The following is a 22,717-nucleotide window of genomic DNA, read 5'->3' on the forward strand; positions in this document are numbered from 1 at the left end:
CATCACTCTGTACTTATATTAAAATCAACCCCATACTGAACGAAGCCAAGTTTCTTCGCCACTTGCTGAGATGCGATATTGTCCCAAGAGGTGCTGTAAAGCGGGATGAGACCCGACTTAAGGATCAACTGTACCCAACTGGAAACTACTTTTGCTGCGTATCCTTTACCTCGAAATGGCTCAGCAGTCATTAGACTTGCTTCTGCTGCCTGTTTCGATCGACGAGCACTACAGCATACGGATACTGCTTCACCATTGACAACATAAGCGACAACGGGTTCGCGCAAACTAAGTTCAGACGTTAGATGATTGAAGTACGGTCGTAATAACGCCTTATTCGAATCGTCAATAAGTATCGTTTCATCTAGGTGTTCAAGGGTCTCTTTTGTTGAAAAATAATATGCAGGTCCTGCCCAGATCGTTTTCACTTTCTGGTGTTTTTCTACTATTTTACAATAATCGATAATCGGCAATGGATCTGTGGGTAATGTTTGAATCTCATCTAATAAATATTGAGGAATATCATCGCGAAAATGAATAACGGAGGAATTCTTCGTCTTTCCAATAAAGAGTGCTGGAGGTTGCAACTCCGTTTGTTCATTAATGCGTACGATTCGATTGTCCTTATTCATCACGTACAAGGTTGAAGCTTGGATTTGGATTAGTTCATGATCGTTATACAAGGGTATAATCACACTCCTCTCATTAATGTAAATCATGGTACGAATATCTACGTTTTAGAAAAAGCTTTTCTTTCCTTCCACTGATTTCCTAATTTGCAATGTATCAAACAATCTACCTTCTTCATCTATAGCACGTACTTCCAATCGATCTGAAGTCACGACGACCTGAACAAAATGTGGAACTGCTACTGCTTGGGATGTATGCCATTCGCGTTTAGGCAGTAACCAATTCTCCATTGCCCCAGCTCCACCTGCCACGATATAGACGACTCCTTGCTCAAAATCGACTTGCCCAGCACGAAGTGGATGACTTCGTTCGTAGATAATCGTATGCGAGTTAAATACCAGATCCACACCATATTGCTCAAAGAAAGGACTAAGCACTCTCAAATCTTCCACTTGATAACCGCCTGACACATAAGGAGGGTAATGAAAATATACGATTTTCCATTTGGCAGTTGTCGCTTGTAAATCACTTAATAAGAAATCAATTTGAGGATTAACGCAGTGCAGTTGACCGTTAAGATGCGGATAGGTTTCAGATGGGATGAAATCTGTAGCGTCTAAGCAAATAAAATGAGCATCCCCATAATCGAAGGAATAATAATTTTTCGGAGGATTAAATGCAAAAAAATCATAATACCAAGACCCTTGATTCTCATGATTTCCCAAAAAACTAAACACAGGTGTAGAATGGAACAATTCTTTACCTGGTCCAAAGAAATATTGTTCCCAATCCTCATACCGCTGACCATCATCTACAACGTCGCCTATAAACAATGCAAGATCAGGTCGATAACGACTCATCTGTTTAAAAATATTCCGATTGATCTGTCCATCCGTCGAATCAAATCCACTATATCCACCTGTTTCACTCGTTACTGCGAAGGAAAACGACTCTCCGCTTCGTACTGCTGTTTTGAAGGGAAAAGGGCCACCTTCAACCGAATCACCGGCATATATTTTATAAAAATAGATGGTACTCGGTTCTAGATTATCTATAGTTACTTCATGAATTAGTGCTGATGTTTCATTCGTAATAGATCTGATGATATGTTCTGGTTGCTTGTAGTTGCCTTGATGACCACTGTGGATTCGCTCCGCTTGTAGCACTTCTACTTTTGAGAATGTGCGCTCTGAAGTCTCCCACATAATGGTCATGGAGTCCATAGTAGGTCGTTGTAGATAAGGTCCTTTTACGATCTTCATCATTTCACACTATCCCCCAAACAATATATCTAGCACCGTCCCAAGCTTCCCCGTCTTCTTCCCTTCCAGAACTTCAGGATCATACATCTCCACATATCCGCAGTTCATACAAGAGACAAACAAATAATGATTATGCTGAATATCAAACATCTTGCTGAGTCCAGTACCCGTCATTGCTACTTCTTTAATTCTGCATTCTTCGCACTTACACTTCGCGCATTTGAACTTATCTTGGATCATGTCCTGGATACTCAAATGATTCGTATACACATCCGTATTATGTAGTTCTTGATCTGGCAGTACTTCTTGCTTGCAGTTGGGACAAATATTGTCATACACTTCAACATTCTTGTTACACCAAGGACATTCAATCATCTAGCTCATCCCCTCCTATCTTTTCACATAAATTTTAACACAAATACCAATAAAAAAATCTGCAATAATCTATTGCAGATGTTGTAATTCGAATATGTAATTGTCGAAAAGCAATCTAAATCCCCAATCCCGCCCTCGCTTATCCGATAAATCAGCATTTGGTAGTAACAATAATAGGTACATGATGCAGTGCTTTCACACGTGTGACAATGCTGGGCTAATTCGTCATGGTTTGGACATGGCCCGGCGTCCATTCAGGTTTCCAACTTCCCGTTGGAGGGGTCATGCTCGCCTTTATTCGGATTAGCTACCTACTTCGATTGCTATTCTTCGATCAGATCAACTGTCCAGTTCAATTCTTGGATCTTCAAGTCAATTTCGCGATATTCTTTGGATAGGTCATCCACTTGTTTCTGCACAGCAGCAACATCAATTGTACGGATATATACAACCTCGGAACGTGAATATCTCTCTTGTTTGATCGTGGATTGATCGAGTAGATCACTCAATATTTTACGATGCTGCATCCATTGATCGCGCTGTGCTAGTGCATCGGTCAAGCTAAGTTTATCATCATAAGGCGTTAACGAGTTTGTTTTGTTTACTTTGCGAACCCAAATCGAATGTTCTTGAATTACTTTTTCTAGTTCAGCAAGGAGTGAATTCGAGTCCTCTGCAGGTGTCTCACCCTCTTGAACTTTTACAACTCTCTCAAGCCGCTGTTTCAACTGCGCAATTCGCTTCTGACAATCTGCACGTAATACAAGTGCCTCTGCAAGCCTCATCTGATGATCCCCCTTATCAATCTTTCGCATCTAGTCTATTTCCCTATTCTATCAAATTCTACAGGTACTCGTTCATGCACAATACGAATCACGCGAAAATTTTATAAACCAAATAGGCAATTATCGCGCCAAATCCTAATCCTGCAAGGGCAATTAATGAATACCTGATTTTATCTGCTAATGGTTCTGGCGACCTTTCGCCGCAATGTGGGCACATCTTCGCTGTAGAAGAAACTGTACCACCGCATGTTTTACAATTGATGAGAACTCCCATGTTGTTTGTACCCCTTTACACTGCATTCTGCTGTCGCAACACGGCAATATATGCATACAACCCTGAACCGATTGAACTGCATACAACCACAAGCAAGATATTCACTTCAAACAGATAATAGACAACTAAGATGACCATCAATAATACGATCATATAGTACAGCTTGATCTTGAGCGTTCTTTGTTTCGTATGTAAAAGTCGATTCAATTCGTAATAGTAATCGCTCAGAATAAAGTTTCCTTTTTCCAAAAAAGTTATCAAATACTCCCTGCTAATCGGATACTTTAGTTCCATAGCAATCTCGTAGAGCAAATTAGCCTGATCTTCTATTGAACTTCCTACATCTTTTAAAAATGTACGAGAAGTCATATCAAGCCTCTTCCCATACTTAGCTTCATACCGCTTCGCAACATATTGAACAAACTGATTTTCAGTCCTAATCTTCATATGGAATAATCCTCATTCGCAAGTAGTTTGGATTATTATACCATCTAAGTTGGGTCATGTATCAATTACCTACAAAAAAAGCACCAAGCTGTTCGCTTGATGCCTGCTGCTTTCATATGTTCACACATTACCCTCATAGGAATAGAACGCCTGAGTTTTAATGGAATCATTGTTCAACTGCAACTTCTTCATTAACTCAGGCATCAAGCTCTCCGCCGTTGAATGATCAACCCAACGGACTTCGTGAATATCATCATCAGGATCTTGAATGTTTATCGTCCCGCCTATAATTTCCCCTGTAAAAGAAATAATCAGCGCGTGATGCCCACGCTCGGTAAATAACGCTTCTCTAATGGAATGAAGTCCAGTGATCCTAACATTATACCCTGTCTCCTCTTTCACTTCACGTACAGCAGCTTCCTCCAGCGTCTCCCCATCCTCAACCGCACCACCTGGTGGACTCCAGTAAGACGACTCACCTCGAACATTCTTAACGATTAATAGATTTCCCTCTGCATTATGAATAAGTACAGATGCTACATTAACTCTTAACATAAGATGACCTCCAAGTTGTTGTTCAGTTTGTTTCAATATAATGATTTCATTCAACACACTCGTTCTTCTAGAGAGCACAAGTTCTACCTCTTGATACAAGTGATAACGGCTCAGTTCTTCCTCTGTTGGAATTTGTACGCGTCTAAGCTTACCGTCTGGTTTAATTACGCTGATGATATCCTCTTTAATAAATACGACAGTCCCTTTCACCCGGTGGACGTCTTTAAAGATAGATCAAGTGCAATTAATATCGCAAGTACCATAAAGAATAGGGCTAACAACCCAAAGAATACCACTAGAAAATAAAACTCTCTACTTGCTGTAACCACCGCCTGCAGAACGGAAATGACGAAAAATAAGCTCGTAGTTAACAAGATGGTAATTAGTGATCGTTCGTACCTTTTCTTCACAGCATATCCCCCCGAACAAACCATTTTGAACACCAAAAATTTGTCTATACTTTTCCGACAACTTCATATATAGTTCTCTTTACTTGATTTTGAGTAGAGGTGATTTATATGCAAATTCGTTTGTGGGACAATAATCTGAAAGTTCGACTGCTTGGTGATGGCTTATTCAATATGCTGTTCTGGATGTACTTCCCGTTTATCACCGTCTACTTCGGCCAGGCGCTCGGTAATCATATCGCAGGTGCACTGATGACAGTCCCGCCTATATTTAGTATGATCGGAGGTTTAATTGGAGGCGGCTTAGCAGATCGCTTAGGAAGAAGGCCCGTTATGCTTTTCGGAGCAATCCTACAGACCGTGATGTTCGCAGCGTTTGCGATGTCACCATCCCCTTGGCTGGATTATGTAGCTTTTATCGGAATTGGGATTGGGGGATCGATCTATCGCCCTGCAAGTGCCGCAATGGTGGCAGATCTCGTACCTTCTGAGCATCGTCGGCAAGTATTCGCCACGTTTACGACGGCTAACAATATCGGAGCTGTGCTCGGGCCAGCGCTCGGAGCCATATTCTTTTTCAATTATAGACAAGAATTGTTGTGGACTTGTTCCTTGGTCTTACTTCTGTACTTCATCGCTATCTATTTTATGATAAAAGAAACCCTTCCAGACGCTGCCAAGCAAAATGCGAAGCCGACAACGATACCACAGTTATTCACAGAGCAGTTGAAGAGCTATAGGACTATTTTTCAAGATAAAATATTCCTCGTCTACATCTTGGCAGGGATCTTCGCGTTAGTTGCGATTATGCAATTAGACCTGTACTTGCCAGTGTACATAATTAACCACGTTCCTGCACAATCCTTATTCACATGGAATGGAGAGGCATTCATACTGTCCAGTACAGAAATTTTCGGTTGGCTAATCGGGCTTAACGGCTTATTGTTCGTCTTGTTCGTGCTCCCAGTCACCAAATGGTTCGGGAAATGGAAAGAGCGTAATGTGTTCGTACTATCCTCGCTGCTTGCAGGAGTTGGGACATTCATGGTCGGACTATATACGAACTTCTGGTATTTAGTCTTCGTGACGATTATATTCACTTTCGGTGAGTTGGTACGCTCTCCAGTTATGCAAAGTTTTATCAGTAACTACGCACCAGAGGATGCAAGAGGGCAGTATATGGGTGCAGATAGTATGCAGTATACGATTGGAAAGTTCCTAGCCCCGATGACCGTATTCTTATCGAATTGGATACCTTCTATGGGAGTTTTCACGCTGATCTTGCTAAGTGCGCTGGTAAGTGCAGTGCTCTATATTCAATTGTTTCGTATGTATAAGGATAAGCCTAGTGGTGGGTAACTAATTTACTCACCGCTTTGCCATTCCCAAATGTTATTAATCTTCTTCGTTTCTTTGAGTCTCCAGCCACTTTTCTCATAATAATTATTCAATGTAGAAGATATTGGGCACAGAACCTCAATTGGATAATCACCTAATATCCGAAGCATTTTCCCCAGTAAACCTTGCCCTTGGTGACTCGAAACGATGGCGAATTGATACAGTGAAATCGTCTGAGTAGACTTCTTCGGATAAAATCGTAATGCTCCGACGATCTGATTATTGTCTATCGCTACAACAACTTGCCTTCTTAAAGCAGCCGCAAATGCTCCATCTGGGCATAAGAATTCTCTGTTAGGTATACCATCGTTATATACGAAGACATTCTTTTGAAAAAATGATGTAATCTCATATCCCAACGATGAGTCAGCAATTGATATTTTCATAATTTAAACCTCGCTTACTTCCTTTTTGCAATACAGGATGGTTAGGATACACATGATTGCTGCCATAAATGAAATCGAAGCTCCTAAAAAATATCCGAATGCAACCATAAATGTATCATCTCCTGGAAATTGCGGCTTAAGTGTAAAGAGTGAATACAGAAGAATCCCACAAAGCAGCCAATAAAACAAAGCCCCGATGTTAGCAACCCATATTCTAGAGCGATAAGCTCCACTCCATGTTTTTCCAATCTGAATCCAGAACCAGAAGCTAATAACAATCCCAAGGATAGCTAATAACCAGTGCAAGAACGGTATGTTCAACATAATATTCAACATAAACAATCCACTAATACCAAATAGTAAAATTAAATTCCCAGCAAAAACAAGTAACCCTGTCTTCCAGTAGCTCTGAAACCATAATTGCTGAGATAAGTATTTAAAAGCACTAGAAGGTTTAACGAACTTGACCATCCCGAACATAATCGGAACCATTACCATTACGATGACGAAGAAAAAGATCATCAAAGCAATTGCACCTCCTAAGTTTTAACACATTCACTCGCTTTCTCTAAGATAAGCAATGCTAACGCATGATCTTCGATCACATAAGGAACTTCACTTGGTTCAACCCAAATTCGCGCAGTTGTTTCATGTTCTCTTCTAAAAGGATGACACTTCGTAATATCCATTCGATAGAACAATTGGTAACCAATTAACGGATACTTACCCTTCGGGTCATACAGTGGATTTTCCTCCGAACTAACCTCAATCATACCTAAGTAATGTATGTCACCTTCCACTGATCCCTCTTCCATTGCTTCACGATGAAAAGCTTGTTCAGGTGTCTCGCCCTGCTCTACATGCCCGCCTGGCATATTAAAGCTCCTACCTGCTACATGAACCAACATTACTTTGTCATCATGGAAGCAATATCCGTGTACGCTTGTTACTTTACATGCTTCTGGCTGCTGATCAGTTGGGATCCAAGTTAACTTCATATTATGTCCGTTCCAGTCCGCATAGATGGTTTTGTTCATTGATATATCATCCTTTCAAGCAATTACAGCTTCTTCGTTAGTATCACTTCAAGAGGTTCATTTTCAAGCAATAAGCAACCAGCGTCACGATAACCCATTTTCCGATAAAAATGCTGTGCATCTTCATTAGATAACGTTGAAGTCATGACCAACTTAAACCCTCTATCACGCATGATCTTCTCCCACTCTAGTACCACTTGCTTGCCTATGCCTTTCCCCCGATGGCTCTCATTGATCCACAGCATATTCATAAACGGTGTGTTATCCCAAAAGTATCCGAAACGCATCCAGCCGATATTAGTATCAAAATCTCTTATAATCAGAATCTCTTGATTGTCGATCTTCCGCTTAATTAGCTCCTCCACAATATGCTTGTCCCGCTCCAAAATGTAGGTATAGTCGTTATCAGTTGCATATTTGATAATCATAGTGCTTAGTCACCTCACTTTTATAAAAAAATGACTCCAACAATCAATCCTATCAAGATAACGCTCAAACTAAATATCAATTAACCATTTCCAATACCCAGTTTGATGTTATATATTTTCCTATTACTCATTGAATCTCTTCGAAATTTCTTCGAGTATCCGAGCAACAATTGTGTCTACACTAAGAGTCCCATCTATGATCAAGTCCGAATCTGGTTTAATCGTTCGTAACATACTTTCATAACCGCGTCTTCCACCAGATAGATAGTTACGCATCTCATCCATAATAACTTGAGTGTCAGAATGGCTATGATCTCTTAATATCCTTCTTGCCATCGCGATATCCAGAGGTGTATCAATAAAAATCGATAGATCAATTAATGGTAATTGGTTATGTAATCTTGAGAATGGGTAATCCAGCAATAGGAACTCAGCATGCTCCGAACATGTTATTTTTCCCATATCCTCAAGTAAAGGGGTGATGTTCCATTCGTTACGATCAGCCCCTCGATCTATCCAATCCCGAAAGTCTTTAGGACCTTCAAATTCATAATCGTCAAAGTATAGTGCTTTGGAATTGGCAAGTACTTTATTCAAATGCGTAACGACAGTTGTTTTCCCTCCGCCTGAAACACCTGAGATTGAAATGATTATGAGATTATTATTATTCATTTTTATAACACTCCGCAACTTATATCATGTAATTATCCATTTCAATAGTGGTATAATGTTTGTATAGATCTTTAACAAATGGGGTGAAGTTGTGGCTATAACCAAAGAAGATTTAAACAAACTCATTCAAAAATTATCTGATGATGTCCTCCCAGAAGCTGCAAAATACTTGGAAAATCTAGTATCCAAATCTGCACAGCGAGAAATACCATGGGATGATGAACCAACTACACAGGATGATCTTGATGTTATCAAAAAGGCTAAGGAAGCATTTACACGAGGTGATACAATAAAATTAAAGGATGTAGTAAATGACCTACTCAATTGAGTTTGATAAAGAAGCATTTAAGTACCTCCAGAAATTAGACAAAACAACAAGACTACGAATAGTTCACAGCTTGCAAATACTCAGCGAAGATCCATATCATCCCGAGCTTGATATTAAAAGGATGAAAGGAACTTCTGATGAATATCGCTTAAGGGTCGGTAGCTATAGAGTTATTTATACAGTTTTTAAGCAAGAAATATTAATATATGTAATCAGAATCGGTTCTCGCGGAGATGTTTATAAAATTTGATTTTGTCTACTACTTTTCAATTCAAGTTAGGAATTCAGACAATCAAATAACATCTCATTAAAAATAACCTGATCCTCCGCATACTTATCCGTGTATCGATTTAGCATCCTTACAGCAACCGCATTTCGTTCAGGTACAACTACACAATGACAACCAGCTGCTCCTGTTGCGTAGTACCAATGCTTTTTATGATACCAACCTAAGATACGACTTTTATCCTCTGTGTCCTGTCTTAATTGATCTATCACATCAAAAACCTGACTTGGAATCAACTCCACACCATTTAACATTCCTTTGTTTAGGAACAAATTGCCCCACATTGCCAAGTCACGCGCACTGGTGTATAAGTTTCTCTCATGACCCTCATCCGATTCTATCCGAACGGAAGCATAACCATTACCTGCTTGAAAATCGCATACCAAGTTAGCAGAAGGAACTGTTGCCCACTGCGAATGTGTTAAATTTAATGGTGTGAGAATACGCCTATGAATAAGCTCAGCAATCGTATGTCCAGTAAGCCGTTTAATTACTTTACAAGCTACTTCTTCCCTTTCGATACGACTCTCCCCATAATACTTAAGATTGGATTTAGTAGCCAAATCTCGAAGGGTCAAACCTACGAAATCCTGTTCACTTAACTCCGATTCAATGTCAGTTACTTTCGTATCTATCGATATTCTTGCCTCAACCGCTGCAATAGCTGTCGCTAAGCCTACATACGTCTTTCTTGTTGAATACAGATTGAACATGGAATCCGATGTCACTTGAACAGCACCATTTTTAAAATGATGATGTCCTGCATACCACTCCGTTACGATTTTATTATCTTGAATCACCAATACGGATGCTGCTGAAGCACCAAAATTGTCTTGTGCTTGCTTCGTATAAGTAACTAAAGATTCAAACTTCTGATTATGTACGACAGGTAATTTCATGATTGTATCCTCCAATTATTACGATTTAAATCCACATGAAGATACTTATAAATCTTCGCATTATCATCAAGTGTAACGATCTTATTTTGATAAATACTGTGATTAAGAAAATGTTGCAACGACACTTGATTATAATTCCTGTTCCATTCAATCAGTTCTTGAACGCTTTCAATTGTTTCTTTCTTTTTCGAAGGAAGCAGTCCGGATTTTCTCTGCTCATAACGAGTCCAAATCCGCTCTTCTTGCATTTCTAATGGTACAGTTAACACAAATATGTAATCTGCCGAAGCAAAACTTGGGTCCATCCACGAAATATAGACCCCTTCATTAATCCATGCGAACTGATCTACAATACTACTAAGCTTCTGATCTCTTATATCTTCAGGATTTTTCACCCCAAACATCTCAACCGAGTTATCCCAGTAAATATCGTCCATATCGAAGTGAGGAATACTCCATCTGATACTCAGTTCATTCGCGATGTAAGACTTACCACTGCCTGCTCCACCTAGAATATGAATTTGCATAAGAGCTCCCTCGTCTTCAAGTTATTTTCCTGCTTCCTTCCTTTTGATAAAATACCATCGTCATACGATCATTAATTTCTTTCATCTCTCCAACTTGTTTATAGCCTAACTTTTCATACAAGTAGCAATTTCTTTTTTCTTGTAAAATAGTACCTAGTCCCCACATTTTCGCATCATAATAAATCTCTTCGATCTGATTAAATACCTGTTGTGCGATGCCTTTTCCTTGATACTCTGCCAAAATAAATATCGGACTGACGCGATACGACTGACTCGCCCTCTTTACGATCCTAACAGCACCAATAGGTACTTCATCACATTTGATCATGTAGTAATCAGTAAAGTCTTGATTCATACGATGGATCACATGTTCAATTGTCTCATTAGCTGGACTTGTTTCATAGTCTTGATATTTTTCGAGTAGCGGCATAAACGCCTTAATCTGCATCTCGTGAATAAGTGTAGCATCTTCTAACCCTGATTTCTGTAAAATAATTTCCATTCAGCATTTGCCCCTTCCTATGAATTAGACGATTGGTTATAACCATGATTCAGCTTGAATCATAGATTGCTCCATCTAACATAAAGCACCCCCTTATTCCGACGTTTTGCTTAATTTATACTCTGAGGTCGTGACTCCGAATTTCGATTTGAACAGAAGTAAGGTATGGGAAGATCATTATCGGGGTTAGATGTTCAGTTCAGCTTCATTATCTTTTCAAATTCCTCATAACTCGCTAAATAATAATCCGCTCCTGGCGTATTATTCTGGAACAAACATGTTTGGATACCAATCGCTTTCGCAGGTAGAATATCAAGCTCTCTATCGCCTATTGCTAGATCTAACTTGTATTTGTCATGTAAATAGATATATGAGGCCGGATCTGGCTTTCTAGGGAAACCGTCTTCTTTAGTAACCATCTCTTGAAAATAATCCAACCAACCATAATACGATAAAATTTCCGTTACCCCTTTGCGAGATTTATGCGTCATAATCACATTGTTATCCGCAGATTGCAGCACTTTTTCAAGAAAAGGGAACGGTGGTGTCTGCGAAGGATGGAAATTTTTCTTCAGTTCCAAGATCTTGGTCTTATGAACTTCAGTTAAATGATAGTGCTTCTCCATGTGTGAAAAAGATATTTTTAAATGAGACATAATCTCTTGCTTAGAAGCTTGCCCTTCTAATACTTCATAAATCGTGTCTGTATATGCAGGGTACGTATTAAACAATGTACCGTCGAAATCCCATAGTATGTTCATCATTCTCACTCTCTCTTTCTCCACTACTCTCTCACATATTTCATGACTTTCTCTAGGTAAGTATCTAAGGGATTTGAAGAATCCACAACGATGTACGTATGTTCTTTCGGCTTAGCGCTGCCATTCACCGCTCGATTAAAGCCCTCAATAGACCTTACCTCTTCAATCTGGCTTCTCATCCGAATACGGCTTTTCAGTCGGGCACTAATGATATCTACATCATTTAGGTAGCACTCCACATATTTATATTTCACATTGTTCTTAGTTGCAAGATACTCCCCCTTCTCAACCATTTCTGGATAAAGGCATGGACTATCTAGTATCACACTAAACCCTGATGAGAGATAATAATCAATCAGCGACCACTCGATATCGTACGAAATACGACCTGCCTGACCTGCATCAATCTCAGCACTAACGGAATCAAGTGAATTCATCAATGCTGTCTTCATAATATCATGATCGACTACAATTGCTCCGGTTGCTTGACTAATCCGCTTCGAGAGCGTTGACTTCCCTGAACCCGGGAATCCTGACATCTGAACGAAGAACATACACACCCTCCAAATCAAGATAATAACTTCTACTCTTCAATTTTTGACTTCATATACGCTAGTCCTTTCATTCATATTTGATTATGATTCCGTTCATATTAGCCATCTTTTTGAATTTATCACCCGAACTGCCTTGAATGCTTAAGTTTATTGAATCATGCCAGCTAATCTGAAATTCACTATCGGAAATGTACACATTCCCGGTCACATTTGCAAGTTCACTGCTTTGCTCAATTACGGACAAATGGTAGCTGAACCCTGTTGTAGCCCCACAATCTCTTTCATAATAAACAGCTGTAAAATGGCCACCATCGGGTTGATTCAGATTACGAATAATCTTATTACCACATGCACTGGACATCACCTTACTGCCGAATTGAATAAGGGATAGAACAGTAATACCAATTACAATAAGTAGTGATAGAGTTAAGAGCCATACATTTCGTCTTAACAAGCGCCTCTTGATTTGATTAAAATCACTCGATACATCAATGTCCAATTTTCTATTGTCCATCAATCGAATGACCTTATCATTGTGTAATTTCAATCTTTCCTCAAACCCCGCTCGGCTCTGTTCAAAATCTCTCGTCCACTTATACATATTTTTCAACATCGTAAGGTTCGGTTTGTAATGACACTTCTCTATACCAAGCCTTTGTTTAACGAATCGCGTTGATATCCGTAGTCGGCGTTTCCACAGCGGAGGATCAAGGAAGATGATCGTATCCGCCATCTCATATAAACAGCGGTAAGAATCGCGATCCACCCCTTCCATAATCCATGCACCTTGACTATCAATATCCTGAATAACTTGAACTTGTTCTTCTGCTGTACGTTTATACCTACCCGCTTCTGTTTTGTGGTACACAACGCTATCGAGTTCATACCAGGTAATATTAAGATCCTTCGATAATTGCTTCGCTAAAGTAGTTTTGCCACTTGCCACAATTCCCACAATGAAGATTTTTCTCATGAAGTCCACGTTGTCCTTACATACCCTATCTTCATTCCAGCACACTCCATGTTTCTATGGCTCTGTGATAGGAATGCACACTGGCTGACAACAAGTTTACAGTTACTTTTCCTTGCTTCTTCAATCCTTTTTTTGATGAGTAGTTGATGTAATCCTAGATTTCTATACTCGGGTAATGTAGCTGCAAATGTTAATGAAGCTGTCGTATCCTTCGTATACATGACCGCAACTGCAGCTGGGTTCTTTTGATAATAGGCGATGAAGAATTTCCAGCCTGGTCGGTTATACAAGACTTGATTATTCGCGGCGACATACGGTATTCCGTCATCAGACAATCCTGTTCCTCTGCAATGGATAGATGCATAAGTCATCATCTGATTCTCTTGTAATTCTTCTATTTCTATGTACTCAGAAGGAACCTGCACGTTAACATTACTCGCTGTTAACTCTGTATATACAGAAGTGTGAAAACCTGATTGATACAACCCACGTTCTGATAAATGCTTCAATACATTCTGATCAACAAGAGAAGGAACAATTTCAAATTGAACTTTTCTTCCTCTTCCTATGTAGTAATCCATAATCTGATTGATCCTATCAACGTCGCTGCTTGAGAATCCCTTCACTGTATTAAACGCCGCCCAAGGCATTGTTCGACTATATAAACATAAGGCGTTGCCGAACTTTTGAACTGCAATTCCTTCAGGGTTCCCTGGCCTTTCTTGAATGGCTGTTACGCGATCATACATGTAATCCATCTCAGACTGCTCAATCTTCTTAATCAATGTTTCAGTAAGTACAGAATTCATCATTTTTGCTCCTTCTTGTTATTAATCTCATACAATACGTCAATCAAGACACCCAAAACTGGATGATGCAATCCAATCTATGGTATACTTTTGCCAATTCATACAATGAAAGGAGTTATAGTTCTCTGTTAGAAATTAACACTTAGATGCTACTACATACGGAGGTGAATCCCTCAATCGAGGGAAGTAATTGGACATAATCACGTTAACAAATTTATTCATTCTTGCAGTATTAATTGGACTAACCGCTTTTTTCGTTGCAGCAGAGTTTGCCGCTGTCAAAATTCGGCTTTCTAGAATTGATCAACTTATTGCAGAAGGAAACCAGAAAGCGATTATAGCTAAGAAAGTGGCAAGCGACTTAGACTACTATTTATCCGCCTGCCAGCTCGGAATCACGATAACAGCGCTAGGATTAGGTGCTATTGGTAAGCCAACTGTGGAGCGCTTGTTGTATCCACTTTTCGATTTATTCAATGTATCGGCGTCAGTCTCTTCTATCGCGTCCTATGCCATCGCCTTTATTTTCGTGACTTTTCTTCACGTTGTAGTAGGTGAAATGGCTCCCAAGACACTCGCGATTCAGTTTTCCGAAAAACTGACATTGATGTTGTCTGGCCCGCTCTACTGGTTCGGGAAAGTCATGTATCCTTTTATATGGGCATTAAATGGAGCTTCGCGTGTTATACTTAGAGGTTTCGGAGTAAAGCCTGCCGGTCATGATCATGTCTACTCTGAGGATGAATTGCGTATTATTATGAACCAAAGTTACCAAGGCGGAGAGATCAATCAGACTGAGCTGACTTTCATGGAGAACGTCTTCTCATTTGATGAGCGTGACACCAAAGATATTATGGTTCCACGTACGGATCTAGTCGTTCTAGACAAAGATATGAAATATTCAGAAATCATAGAGATTCTAGATAAATATAATTATACAAGATATCCGGTCACCATGAACAACGATAAAGATAAAGTAATCGGAATTGTGAACGTGAAAAAAATGCTTCCCCATATCATAGCAGGCAGAGAGCGCAAACTTGAAGAATTTGTTCGATCTATGCCTATCGTACTAGACGCTGTTCCCATCCAAAAAGTGATGAAGATCATGCAACAACAACGCGTGCATATGGCTCTAGTTATTGATGAATATGGTGGAACTTCAGGAATTGTAACAATGGAAGATATTCTCGAAGAGATTGTTGGCGAGATCCGGGACGAGTTTGATATAGATGAAAAAGCGGATATCCAGAAAGTATCGGAGAACGAATACTTAATTAATGGACGAGTTCTATTAGAAGAACTGAAGAAGCAGTTCGGGTTTATTTTCGAAAATGAAGAGGAAATTGATACGATCGGTGGTTGGATTCAATATCGTAAAGGTAGAGCAGTTGATGAAGGTGAGATACTCGATCATGAAGATCATACTTGGATCGTATCAGAGACCGATAACCTTCAGATTAAGCAAGTCATATTGAAGCTTACACATGTCCAGAACGACTAATATACGATCAACTAAGACCACATACTTACGGAGGTGAACCCTCAGCCTGAGGGAAACATTGGACGGAATAATTGTTCTTAATTTAATTTTAGTTGCTGTATTTATCGCGTTAACTGCTTTTTTCGTTGGAGCAGAGTTTGCAATTCTCAAAGTTAGAATGTCGCGAATCGATCAGTTAGTTGCAGAAGGCAATAAAAAAGCAGTTCTAGCGAAGAAAGTTGCTCAAGAACTGGACTATTATCTATCCGCCTGCCAGCTAGGGATTACAATCACAGCACTTATTCTAGGTGCCCTTGGAGAACCTACTGTAGAGCGCATTTTACACCCGCTATTCGTAAGTTTAGAAGTACCTGCTGCTCTTGCAACTGTACTTTCTTACGGTATTGCGTTATCACTCATTACCTTCCTGCATGTAGTAGTTGGGGAATTAGCTCCTAAGACCCTTGCGATTCAATATGCGGAGAAAATGACACTTCTATTAGCACCGCCGCTCTATTGGTTCGGTAAAGTAACAAGCCCAATCATTAAAGCATTAAATGGATCGGCTACGCTGCTCCTCAGAATCTTTGGCATTAAGCCATCTGGTCATGATTCGGTTCATTCCGAAGAAGAAATCAAATGGATCGCGGATCAAAGTTATCAGAGCGGTGAGATCAATAAAACCGAGCATGACTATTTGAACAATATTATCGCTTTTGATAAACGGAAGCTGCACGAAATCATGATCCCACAGGAAAGAATCATTTCGATTAGAAAAGACATGACAACCGATCATGTGATTGCATTCCTGAACGATTATGACTACACCAGATACCCTGTATCCTGTAATGAGAAACCGAATGAATATATAGGTTATCTGAACGCGAAAGAAATGCTAACAGCTATAGCAGCAGGCAGAACTTGCGTACTGGCTCATTTCATTCATGAAATGCCAAGACTCTCTGCTCAATCATCTATTAGAGACGTTCTTGTCAAAATGCAGCAAACTCGCGTTCATATGGCAGTCGTCCTGAATGATACGAACACGATTGTGGGACTGGTTACGATGGAAGATATTCTTGAAGAAATCGTTGGGGATATTCGTGATGAATCCTATCGAAGTATACAAATTAAGATCCCACCACATCGAGCAAGATTGTAGCCGTAAATGAACAAAGTAAAAGCCTTCCATCCCTATTCATTAGGGATGTGAAGGCTTTTTTCTGATTAGGGATGTTGTTGAAAAGCTAATCCCGCTTCTTGCAATGCTGCTCTTAGCTTAGGTAACGACGCGGGTCCCATCCCGTGGAATTTCATGATATCTTTTTCACTATGGGAAGCTAATTGTTCTACTGTTGTGATCCCGTTGTGCTCTAATGCTCTTCTCGGTGGTGCTGACAGCACCGAAAGAAATCCATCAGCAGGTTTACGTTCCTGCTCACAGGTTGGGCAAGTTGGACAGTCCGTACTTTTATCATATTGATGTCCCTTCGGGCAAGTCCGCAAAGTTTTATTGGAAGTTGTCACGATTAAACGCCTGCTTTCTTTTCCAGTTAAATATATTCATAGAAAATGATTCGGTTTCCAAAAGGATCAATAACACAGCACTCTTCACTCCCCCAAGGGGTACGCTCTATCCCTGGACGTGAATACGAATACTGCTTACCGATCAATTCCTTATGTAAGTCTGTAATGCCATCCACTTGAATTCGAATCGCGGCCCCCGGACTGCAATCACCATAATGTTCACTTAAGTGGATCTTCAGCCCATTCTTTGAAATTTGCATGTAGAGCGGCAATTGTTCCTCAAATCGATGCTCCCAATCGGGTTCAAATCCTAAATAATTCAAGTAAAATTCTCTCGCCTTCGCGACATCAAATATCCGTAAGATCGGTACAACTTCCTGAAGCTTCATTCTGCTAACCTCCATAAAAGCCGTTTGCACGCCTGCAGCAGGCATCGATCACCAATAAATGAACGTTGACCTATCTCTGAAAGGCAATCTTGCAAAGGGTTACTTGTAGACATGCACTAGCCTCATTCCTATTGACTAATATAATGCCATGGAATATTGAACATAACCTTACCAATTAATTTATCCTTTTTAACAAAAGGTACGTCCCATAGATGACCATCCAAACTCATATTACGATTATCCCCAAGGAAAAAATAGCTGTCTTCCGGAACCATAATCGGTCCGAAATTATAAGTCATTCTTTCATTAAGATAAGGCTCATCGAGCTTCTCGTCATTGCGATACAGTTCTCCATCTTTAATTAGAATCTTATCACCTGGAAGGCCGATCAATCTTTTCACATAGCGATTGTCTTCTTCGCCTTTAACAGGAGGGTGAAACACGACCATATCTCCGTGCTTTATTTCCGTTTCCCAAGGAAATTTTTCCACTACAACTCGATCATTAATTTGAAGTGTAGGGATCATGGAACCTGTCGGGATATGCATAGCCTCGGCTACGTATGTACGGATGAATAAGGATAGAACAATTGCAATTGCGATGCTTGGCAGCCAGTTTTTGATAAATTTTTTCATGATAATCCTCCTCTATTAATACCAAATATTCTTTTATTATTACTTCATACTAGTATCCTTCAATTTCAATATCTTATCTTCTATTCTAAACCTAGCCACATCTTTTATATCAAAATCTTTCTTCGTGCTGACAGCTTCGATTAAATCTTTCTTAAATTGTTCAGCATTTGCATTGTTCACTTTTACCTTGCTGTATGAATAATAGCTAAACAAAAAAAAGACCAAAATAACAGCAGTTATTACAAGTACAACCCCCTTCAACGTTTTAAAAGTCAGATCCTCCACCTACTTTTGGGGATTATAGCCTGTTAAATTATCTCTATATTTATCGTGTAACTGCCTTTCATTCTTAATTGACTCACCTGTCATCTAGTAATTACTTCATACTACATCTAGTATATTCCATTTCTCTCCAAACAAAAAGCCCAGCGATCTCTCGCCAGGCTTCTTGCTTCAATCAACTACTCTATCTTATCCTCTTTGAAAATAATTCCTAAACCCTAAACCATCAAACCAGTCTTGTAAGCCTCACCAAAGCTCTTCGTCGCCATGCGCTCGCCGATTGTCCACCATTGCTTAATACCAGCAGCATCAGCAAGTGGCAATTTCTCAGCCGCTTTTCTCATGCGCTCAAGCGCTTGCGTTGCACGCGCACGTACTAAGAACAGATCTTGACCTACTAGCTCGCCATGACGCTTCTTGATCTCACCATCAATAATAACTGTGTCAACGTCAGCAGCTGTTGTTTGCAGTACAACTGTACCTGCAGGGTAACTGGAAGGTACGAAGCTGCGTTTTGCAGACACAATGATAACATCTGCTTTCTTACCAGGAGTCAAGGAACCGATCTCATCGCCTAAGCCAAGTGCTTCAGCTCCACCTTGTGTTGCCCAGCGAAGAGCATCACGCACGCTTAGATCGATTGTCATAGGCATTGTACCATTAGCATGTACTTTGTCGTTATCGATTGTACGTTGGAATTGAAGACCAAGACGCATTTGGGAGAACAAGTCACCAGAACCTACGCACACGATGTCTGTACTAAAGGAAGGCATAATACCATGCTCTAAGCTCTTACGGAATGGAGGGTGCCCCATACCCATCTGCATTTCTGTCTCAGGAGAGATGGATACTTTACCGCCTGTTTCTTTTACAATTTCCCATTCAGGATCTGTAAAGCCATTGCAGTGGATATGCAAGTGATTAGGACGAATCAGGTTATGATCTTTGAACTCACGAAGTCCCTTAAGCAGCAAGGAGGAAGTTGCAGCACCTGTATGGGAACACATTAATACCCCCATATCTGCACCTTTATTAAATTCTGCAGCAGAATGCTCGAACGGCAGTGTTCCATAGTCGCTCATTAAAATACCCATTTTGACAAGGGAATCACTGCTGAATTGATCTTTAAGTAATCTCTCTGCATCTCTCAAGCGCTCGGAATGCTCATGGAATGCACGTGGCTGGAAGTCATAGTGCTGCATGCCGTAAGCATACACACCGCGAATACCTGTTTGACGTAAAGATTCAACAGCTGCAATTCCGTGATCCGGTGTATTTACGCAGTCACAGCAATCCATAATTGTAGTAACGCCTGAGTCGATTGCTTCAAGTGAACCAACGAGTGTTGCAGCTCCCATATCTTCAGCTGTTACAACAGAGCCAATACGGTAGAACGTATTTACAAGGAACTCAGGCAAGGACATATCTGCAGAAATTGCGCGAAGCAAGGACATCCAAGTATGTCTGTGGCTATCTACGATACCTGGAAGAATGATGCCGCCTTCAGCGTCAATCACTTCAGCTTCAATACCTGTGAAGTCTTCAGCACTTTCCGCAACAGCTACGATTTTATTGCCTTCAATTAGTACTGCACCATTTGGCAAGTCACCTAGATTGTCATCCATTGTAATAATGTAACCATTCGTAATAATTTTGCGGTTTGTGCTCATCGTTTTCTTCCTCCTTATAATTAGACCCATATTTTGTAACGCTGTTCACTTCCAACCCATTTCAATAAAAACCCAAAACTCTGTTATTCGGAGGAGGACGCGCCCCCCATTTCCTTCGATTATCTACTGTTTCTACCTGAATACCTCGTCCATAAGTATCTGACACAATGTCGAAAACGCTTACATTATTGCGTATCCGAAAAGTTCTTATATCCACGCCCCTTATATCCCCATTTAAGTTCATTACGAAGAGATATTAGAAGAATGTATAGGAGGTTGATTCGGATGTTCGTTTAGCGGATTCGGATCACGTTGCAGCATATACGCAGCGCCTAAGATCAGAACACCACCGATAATTTGGATCAAATAAAGCTGCTGATGCAAGAACACCGCTGCAAGTACAGAACCAACAATCGGTTCAAAGATTGCCATAATGGAAGCTTTCGATGGTCCAATCATCCGGATACCAGTTAATAGGAGCATCGTTGGAATCGCAGCAGCAATCACACCAGCAAAAATTAAGATCGGCCACACCGAAGCATCTTTAAACGGATGGAGCATCGATTCACCCTCTCCAAATAAGAAGCCAATTACGGAGAATACAATTGCACCTGCAATTAGAAAGATCGTTGTCGCATACGAGGCTGGAAGCTTCGGATAACCACTTTTTCCAATGAGAAAATAGACACCAATTCCTACTGCAGCAAGTAGTGCTAACACAATACCGAACCAATTGATCCGTAATTCTTCACCGAACATTTGACCGATAATTGCAAGCGTACTTCCACTTAATGCGCAAATTAATGCGATCAACTTCGTACGTGTTAACATCTCTCGACCTGTCACAGCGCTGATTATCGTCACGATCGCTGGATAAATGTAGAACAATAGGAAAGCAAGTGATACGGTTAAATAGACGAATGCATAGAAAATCGCTAATGAGTAAGTCATGAATGCAAATGCGGCAAAACATAAATTACGAATCTGAGACTTCGGCATATTCTTAAATGGATTACGTTCTCCGGCTTGTGGACGTCCAACACCGCATAGAAGTAAGATAACCATGGTGATCGCCCCAAGTGTCTCGCGCCATGCACCGAACGCAACTGGACTCATGCCCGCTTCATAAGCAAAATTCGTTAATACCCCAAGTGATGAGAATAACGCTGATGCTAATAATACGATGAGAATCCCGTAAAGCTGTGTTCTTCTTGGACTCGAATTACCCATATAACCGCCTACTCTCACAATGAAATGTATACGACAACTTACAATCCCGTGATGTGTCTAGCTGCAGTACTGAGCATGAGGTCAACATCCTCTGATCCTAGTGCCTTGCGTATGACTTCATTACGTATGCCTAACAATTCCTTCGGCCAATGTGCCGCTGCTGATCCATAAATGCGCGACCACATTTGGGTATGCTGAACAGTTGGACGCATTAATGTCTCCCAACGGTCTAAAGCGTTGTCAATATCATGATTCTCAAGCTGCTTCGCAAGTTCTAATGCACTTGTAATACTAACACCTGCACCTTGTCCCAAGTTTGGTTCCATACCATGTGCAGCGTCACCAAGTACCAAAGCTCGACCTGAGGACCATTTGTCCATAAATACATAATAGAAATGACGATCTAAGCGGGTTTGATCAATGCGTTTAATTAGCGTTTCTAAGTGTGGGAATGATGAAATCCAAGCTTCTTTATTCAGTGGATCTGAGAGGGCTTCTTCATCGCTAGATGAGGCTGTTAAGTACACATACATATGCGAAGGTGAAGTAGGAGAGATTCCAATGCGACGGGAGCCTGACCAATGTTCTTTGGCATGAGCCACACTGTCTGCTTCTAACCGCGGAATAAGTGCACGTACAGCACCATTGTTCACACGTTCGAAGGTTTTGGTAATGTTAAGCGAGTTACGTATATTGGAATAGATGCCATCTGCACCGACAACGAGATCGGCTTTGTAAGTCTTACCATTCTCAAGGGTTACTTCACCACTTGGACAAGCAGCAGTCACGTTCGAACTTGTTTCGATTTGTACACCTGCTCGTGATGCTGCTCTTGTCAGACCACCATACACGATATTGCGAGGGATGACACAGAACCGACTGTTACTTGAAAAAGGCGTGGAGTGGATTAACTCTTGATGTTCGTCAATCATATCGAGCTTCGTAATGAGCTCTACATGTTCCCGAATATCCTCATAAACGCCGATATCCTCAAGAACCTTCAATCCATTCTCCCAAGTATACAGCCCTGCCCCAATCTCTCTAAGCTCTGCTGAACGTTCTAAGATCTGAACATCCCAGCCACGCTGCGCAAGTGCAGTTCCAAGCGTTAATCCTGATAATCCTGCTCCAGATATGACGACTTTCTTAGGACTCAACTTCAACCATCCTCCTTAAGTTAAGAAATATGATGAAATGAACTGCCGG

Annotated in this window: 31 protein-coding genes; 5 read left to right on the forward strand and 26 right to left on the reverse strand. The window is 40.5% G+C overall.

The window, feature by feature from the left end; translation table 11 throughout:
* Nucleotides 1-2 precede the first annotated feature (2 nt).
* From NV379_RS17585 to NV379_RS17615, 7 genes are all read right to left on the reverse strand, one after another.
* The gene (locus NV379_RS17585) at nt 3-683 is read right to left on the reverse strand and encodes a GNAT family N-acetyltransferase (protein WP_258208638.1); all 681 of its coding nucleotides are present in this window, start codon (nt 681-683) and stop codon (nt 3-5) included.
* Nucleotides 684-737: 54 nt separating this feature from the next.
* A complete protein-coding gene (locus tag NV379_RS17590; protein WP_258208639.1) occupies nt 738-1,895 on the reverse strand; it encodes a purple acid phosphatase family protein in 1,158 nt (385 codons plus the stop codon).
* Nucleotides 1,896-1,901: 6 nt separating this feature from the next.
* Nucleotides 1,902-2,267: a zinc ribbon domain-containing protein gene (locus NV379_RS17595; protein WP_258208640.1), complete on the reverse strand. Its 366-nt coding sequence runs from the start codon at nt 2,265-2,267 to the stop codon at nt 1,902-1,904.
* A 323-nt stretch (nt 2,268-2,590) separates the two neighbouring features.
* Nucleotides 2,591-3,052, reverse strand: a complete 462-nt coding sequence (locus tag NV379_RS17600) for a DIP1984 family protein (RefSeq protein WP_258208641.1) — start codon at nt 3,050-3,052, stop codon at nt 2,591-2,593.
* 289 nt (nt 3,053-3,341) lie between these two features.
* Complete coding sequence (locus NV379_RS17605) at nt 3,342-3,773, reverse strand: hypothetical protein (protein ID WP_258208642.1); 432 nt, start codon at nt 3,771-3,773, stop codon at nt 3,342-3,344.
* Nucleotides 3,774-3,893: 120 nt separating this feature from the next.
* Nucleotides 3,894-4,538: an NUDIX hydrolase gene (locus NV379_RS17610; protein ID WP_308860302.1), complete on the reverse strand. Its 645-nt coding sequence runs from the start codon at nt 4,536-4,538 to the stop codon at nt 3,894-3,896.
* Nucleotides 4,535-4,738, reverse strand: a complete 204-nt coding sequence (locus NV379_RS17615) for a hypothetical protein (RefSeq protein ID WP_258208643.1) — start codon at nt 4,736-4,738, stop codon at nt 4,535-4,537. Before NV379_RS17615 ends, NV379_RS17610 begins: the two co-directional genes overlap by 4 nt.
* Before the next feature lie 108 nt (nt 4,739-4,846).
* On the opposite strand from NV379_RS17615, the gene NV379_RS17620 reads away from it, so the two are divergent.
* Nucleotides 4,847-6,094: an MDR family MFS transporter gene (locus NV379_RS17620; RefSeq protein WP_258208644.1), complete on the forward strand. Its 1,248-nt coding sequence runs from the start codon at nt 4,847-4,849 to the stop codon at nt 6,092-6,094.
* 5 nt (nt 6,095-6,099) lie between these two features.
* Here the strand turns inward: NV379_RS17620 and NV379_RS17625 are convergent, their stop codons facing one another.
* The 5 genes from NV379_RS17625 to NV379_RS17645 all read right to left on the reverse strand — a co-directional run bounded on the left by NV379_RS17625 (nt 6,100) and on the right by NV379_RS17645 (nt 8,656).
* Nucleotides 6,100-6,519 carry a GNAT family N-acetyltransferase gene (locus tag NV379_RS17625; protein ID WP_258208645.1) on the reverse strand — a complete coding sequence of 140 codons (420 nt, stop codon included), beginning with the start codon at nt 6,517-6,519 and terminating at the stop codon, nt 6,100-6,102.
* Between the two features lie 3 nt (nt 6,520-6,522).
* Complete coding sequence (locus NV379_RS17630) at nt 6,523-7,044, reverse strand: hypothetical protein (RefSeq protein WP_258208646.1); 522 nt, start codon at nt 7,042-7,044, stop codon at nt 6,523-6,525.
* Nucleotides 7,045-7,058: 14 nt separating this feature from the next.
* Nucleotides 7,059-7,556 (reverse strand): NUDIX hydrolase, encoded by a 498-nt coding sequence (locus NV379_RS17635; protein WP_258208647.1) that lies wholly within the window; start codon nt 7,554-7,556, stop codon nt 7,059-7,061.
* Between the two features lie 23 nt (nt 7,557-7,579).
* Entirely contained in the window at nt 7,580-7,984 is a 405-nt protein-coding gene (locus NV379_RS17640; RefSeq protein WP_258208648.1) for a GNAT family N-acetyltransferase, read from the reverse strand.
* A 123-nt stretch (nt 7,985-8,107) separates the two neighbouring features.
* Nucleotides 8,108-8,656 (reverse strand): nucleoside/nucleotide kinase family protein, encoded by a 549-nt coding sequence (locus NV379_RS17645; RefSeq protein ID WP_258208649.1) that lies wholly within the window; start codon nt 8,654-8,656, stop codon nt 8,108-8,110.
* A gap of 91 nt (nt 8,657-8,747) precedes the next feature.
* Between NV379_RS17645 and NV379_RS17650 the strand changes: the two genes are divergently transcribed.
* Both NV379_RS17650 and NV379_RS17655 read left to right on the forward strand, forming a co-directional pair.
* Nucleotides 8,748-8,984 (forward strand): hypothetical protein, encoded by a 237-nt coding sequence (locus NV379_RS17650; RefSeq protein ID WP_258208650.1) that lies wholly within the window; start codon nt 8,748-8,750, stop codon nt 8,982-8,984.
* The gene (locus tag NV379_RS17655; RefSeq protein WP_258208651.1) at nt 8,968-9,234 is read left to right on the forward strand and encodes a type II toxin-antitoxin system RelE family toxin; all 267 of its coding nucleotides are present in this window, start codon (nt 8,968-8,970) and stop codon (nt 9,232-9,234) included. Before NV379_RS17650 ends, NV379_RS17655 begins: the two co-directional genes overlap by 17 nt.
* Before the next feature lie 26 nt (nt 9,235-9,260).
* Here the strand turns inward: NV379_RS17655 and NV379_RS17660 are convergent, their stop codons facing one another.
* The 7 genes from NV379_RS17660 to NV379_RS17690 form a co-directional block, all read right to left on the reverse strand.
* On the reverse strand, nt 9,261-10,169 hold the full coding sequence (locus tag NV379_RS17660; RefSeq protein ID WP_258208652.1) for a serine hydrolase domain-containing protein: 909 nt from the start codon (nt 10,167-10,169) through the stop codon (nt 9,261-9,263).
* Complete coding sequence (locus tag NV379_RS17665) at nt 10,166-10,696, reverse strand: P-loop NTPase family protein (RefSeq protein ID WP_258208653.1); 531 nt, start codon at nt 10,694-10,696, stop codon at nt 10,166-10,168. Before NV379_RS17665 ends, NV379_RS17660 begins: the two co-directional genes overlap by 4 nt.
* Before the next feature lie 16 nt (nt 10,697-10,712).
* Nucleotides 10,713-11,198, reverse strand: coding sequence for a GNAT family N-acetyltransferase (locus NV379_RS17670; RefSeq protein ID WP_258208654.1), 486 nt, complete (start codon nt 11,196-11,198; stop codon nt 10,713-10,715).
* A 194-nt stretch (nt 11,199-11,392) separates the two neighbouring features.
* On the reverse strand, nt 11,393-11,959 hold the full coding sequence (locus NV379_RS17675) for an HAD-IA family hydrolase (protein ID WP_258208655.1): 567 nt from the start codon (nt 11,957-11,959) through the stop codon (nt 11,393-11,395).
* A 23-nt stretch (nt 11,960-11,982) separates the two neighbouring features.
* Nucleotides 11,983-12,513 carry a P-loop nucleotide/nucleoside kinase family protein gene (locus tag NV379_RS17680; RefSeq protein ID WP_258208656.1) on the reverse strand — a complete coding sequence of 177 codons (531 nt, stop codon included), beginning with the start codon at nt 12,511-12,513 and terminating at the stop codon, nt 11,983-11,985.
* A 67-nt stretch (nt 12,514-12,580) separates the two neighbouring features.
* Entirely contained in the window at nt 12,581-13,486 is a 906-nt protein-coding gene (locus NV379_RS17685; protein WP_258208657.1) for a P-loop NTPase family protein, read from the reverse strand.
* Nucleotides 13,483-14,295, reverse strand: a complete 813-nt coding sequence (locus NV379_RS17690; RefSeq protein ID WP_258208658.1) for a GNAT family N-acetyltransferase — start codon at nt 14,293-14,295, stop codon at nt 13,483-13,485. Before NV379_RS17690 ends, NV379_RS17685 begins: the two co-directional genes overlap by 4 nt.
* Nucleotides 14,296-14,485: 190 nt before the next feature.
* Between NV379_RS17690 and NV379_RS17695 the strand changes: the two genes are divergently transcribed.
* Nucleotides 14,486-15,799 (forward strand): hemolysin family protein, encoded by a 1,314-nt coding sequence (locus NV379_RS17695; RefSeq protein WP_258208659.1) that lies wholly within the window; start codon nt 14,486-14,488, stop codon nt 15,797-15,799.
* 58 nt (nt 15,800-15,857) lie between these two features.
* Nucleotides 15,858-16,940, forward strand: a complete 1,083-nt coding sequence (locus tag NV379_RS17700; RefSeq protein ID WP_258208660.1) for a hemolysin family protein — start codon at nt 15,858-15,860, stop codon at nt 16,938-16,940.
* A 65-nt stretch (nt 16,941-17,005) separates the two neighbouring features.
* Here the strand turns inward: NV379_RS17700 and NV379_RS17705 are convergent, their stop codons facing one another.
* The 7 genes from NV379_RS17705 to NV379_RS17735 all read right to left on the reverse strand — a co-directional run bounded on the left by NV379_RS17705 (nt 17,006) and on the right by NV379_RS17735 (nt 22,668).
* A complete protein-coding gene (locus tag NV379_RS17705) occupies nt 17,006-17,305 on the reverse strand; it encodes an RNA polymerase alpha subunit C-terminal domain-containing protein (RefSeq protein ID WP_258208661.1) in 300 nt (99 codons plus the stop codon).
* Nucleotides 17,306-17,331: 26 nt separating this feature from the next.
* Entirely contained in the window at nt 17,332-17,694 is a 363-nt protein-coding gene (locus NV379_RS17710) for a glyoxalase superfamily protein (RefSeq protein WP_258208662.1), read from the reverse strand.
* 128 nt (nt 17,695-17,822) lie between these two features.
* Nucleotides 17,823-18,329 carry a signal peptidase I gene (gene lepB / locus NV379_RS17715; RefSeq protein WP_258208663.1) on the reverse strand — a complete coding sequence of 169 codons (507 nt, stop codon included), beginning with the start codon at nt 18,327-18,329 and terminating at the stop codon, nt 17,823-17,825.
* A 39-nt stretch (nt 18,330-18,368) separates the two neighbouring features.
* Nucleotides 18,369-18,590 (reverse strand): hypothetical protein, encoded by a 222-nt coding sequence (locus NV379_RS17720; protein ID WP_258208664.1) that lies wholly within the window; start codon nt 18,588-18,590, stop codon nt 18,369-18,371.
* 239 nt (nt 18,591-18,829) lie between these two features.
* Complete coding sequence (locus NV379_RS17725) at nt 18,830-20,281, reverse strand: amidohydrolase family protein (protein WP_258208665.1); 1,452 nt, start codon at nt 20,279-20,281, stop codon at nt 18,830-18,832.
* 243 nt (nt 20,282-20,524) lie between these two features.
* The gene (locus NV379_RS17730) at nt 20,525-21,511 is read right to left on the reverse strand and encodes a DMT family transporter (RefSeq protein ID WP_258208666.1); all 987 of its coding nucleotides are present in this window, start codon (nt 21,509-21,511) and stop codon (nt 20,525-20,527) included.
* Nucleotides 21,512-21,549: 38 nt separating this feature from the next.
* Nucleotides 21,550-22,668: an FAD-dependent oxidoreductase gene (locus tag NV379_RS17735; protein WP_258208667.1), complete on the reverse strand. Its 1,119-nt coding sequence runs from the start codon at nt 22,666-22,668 to the stop codon at nt 21,550-21,552.
* Between the last annotated feature and the right edge of the window lie 49 nt (nt 22,669-22,717).

The sequence above is a fragment of the Paenibacillus radicibacter genome (assembly GCF_024721995.1).
Lineage (GTDB): Bacteria > Bacillota > Bacilli > Paenibacillales > NBRC-103111 > Paenibacillus_AM > Paenibacillus_AM radicibacter.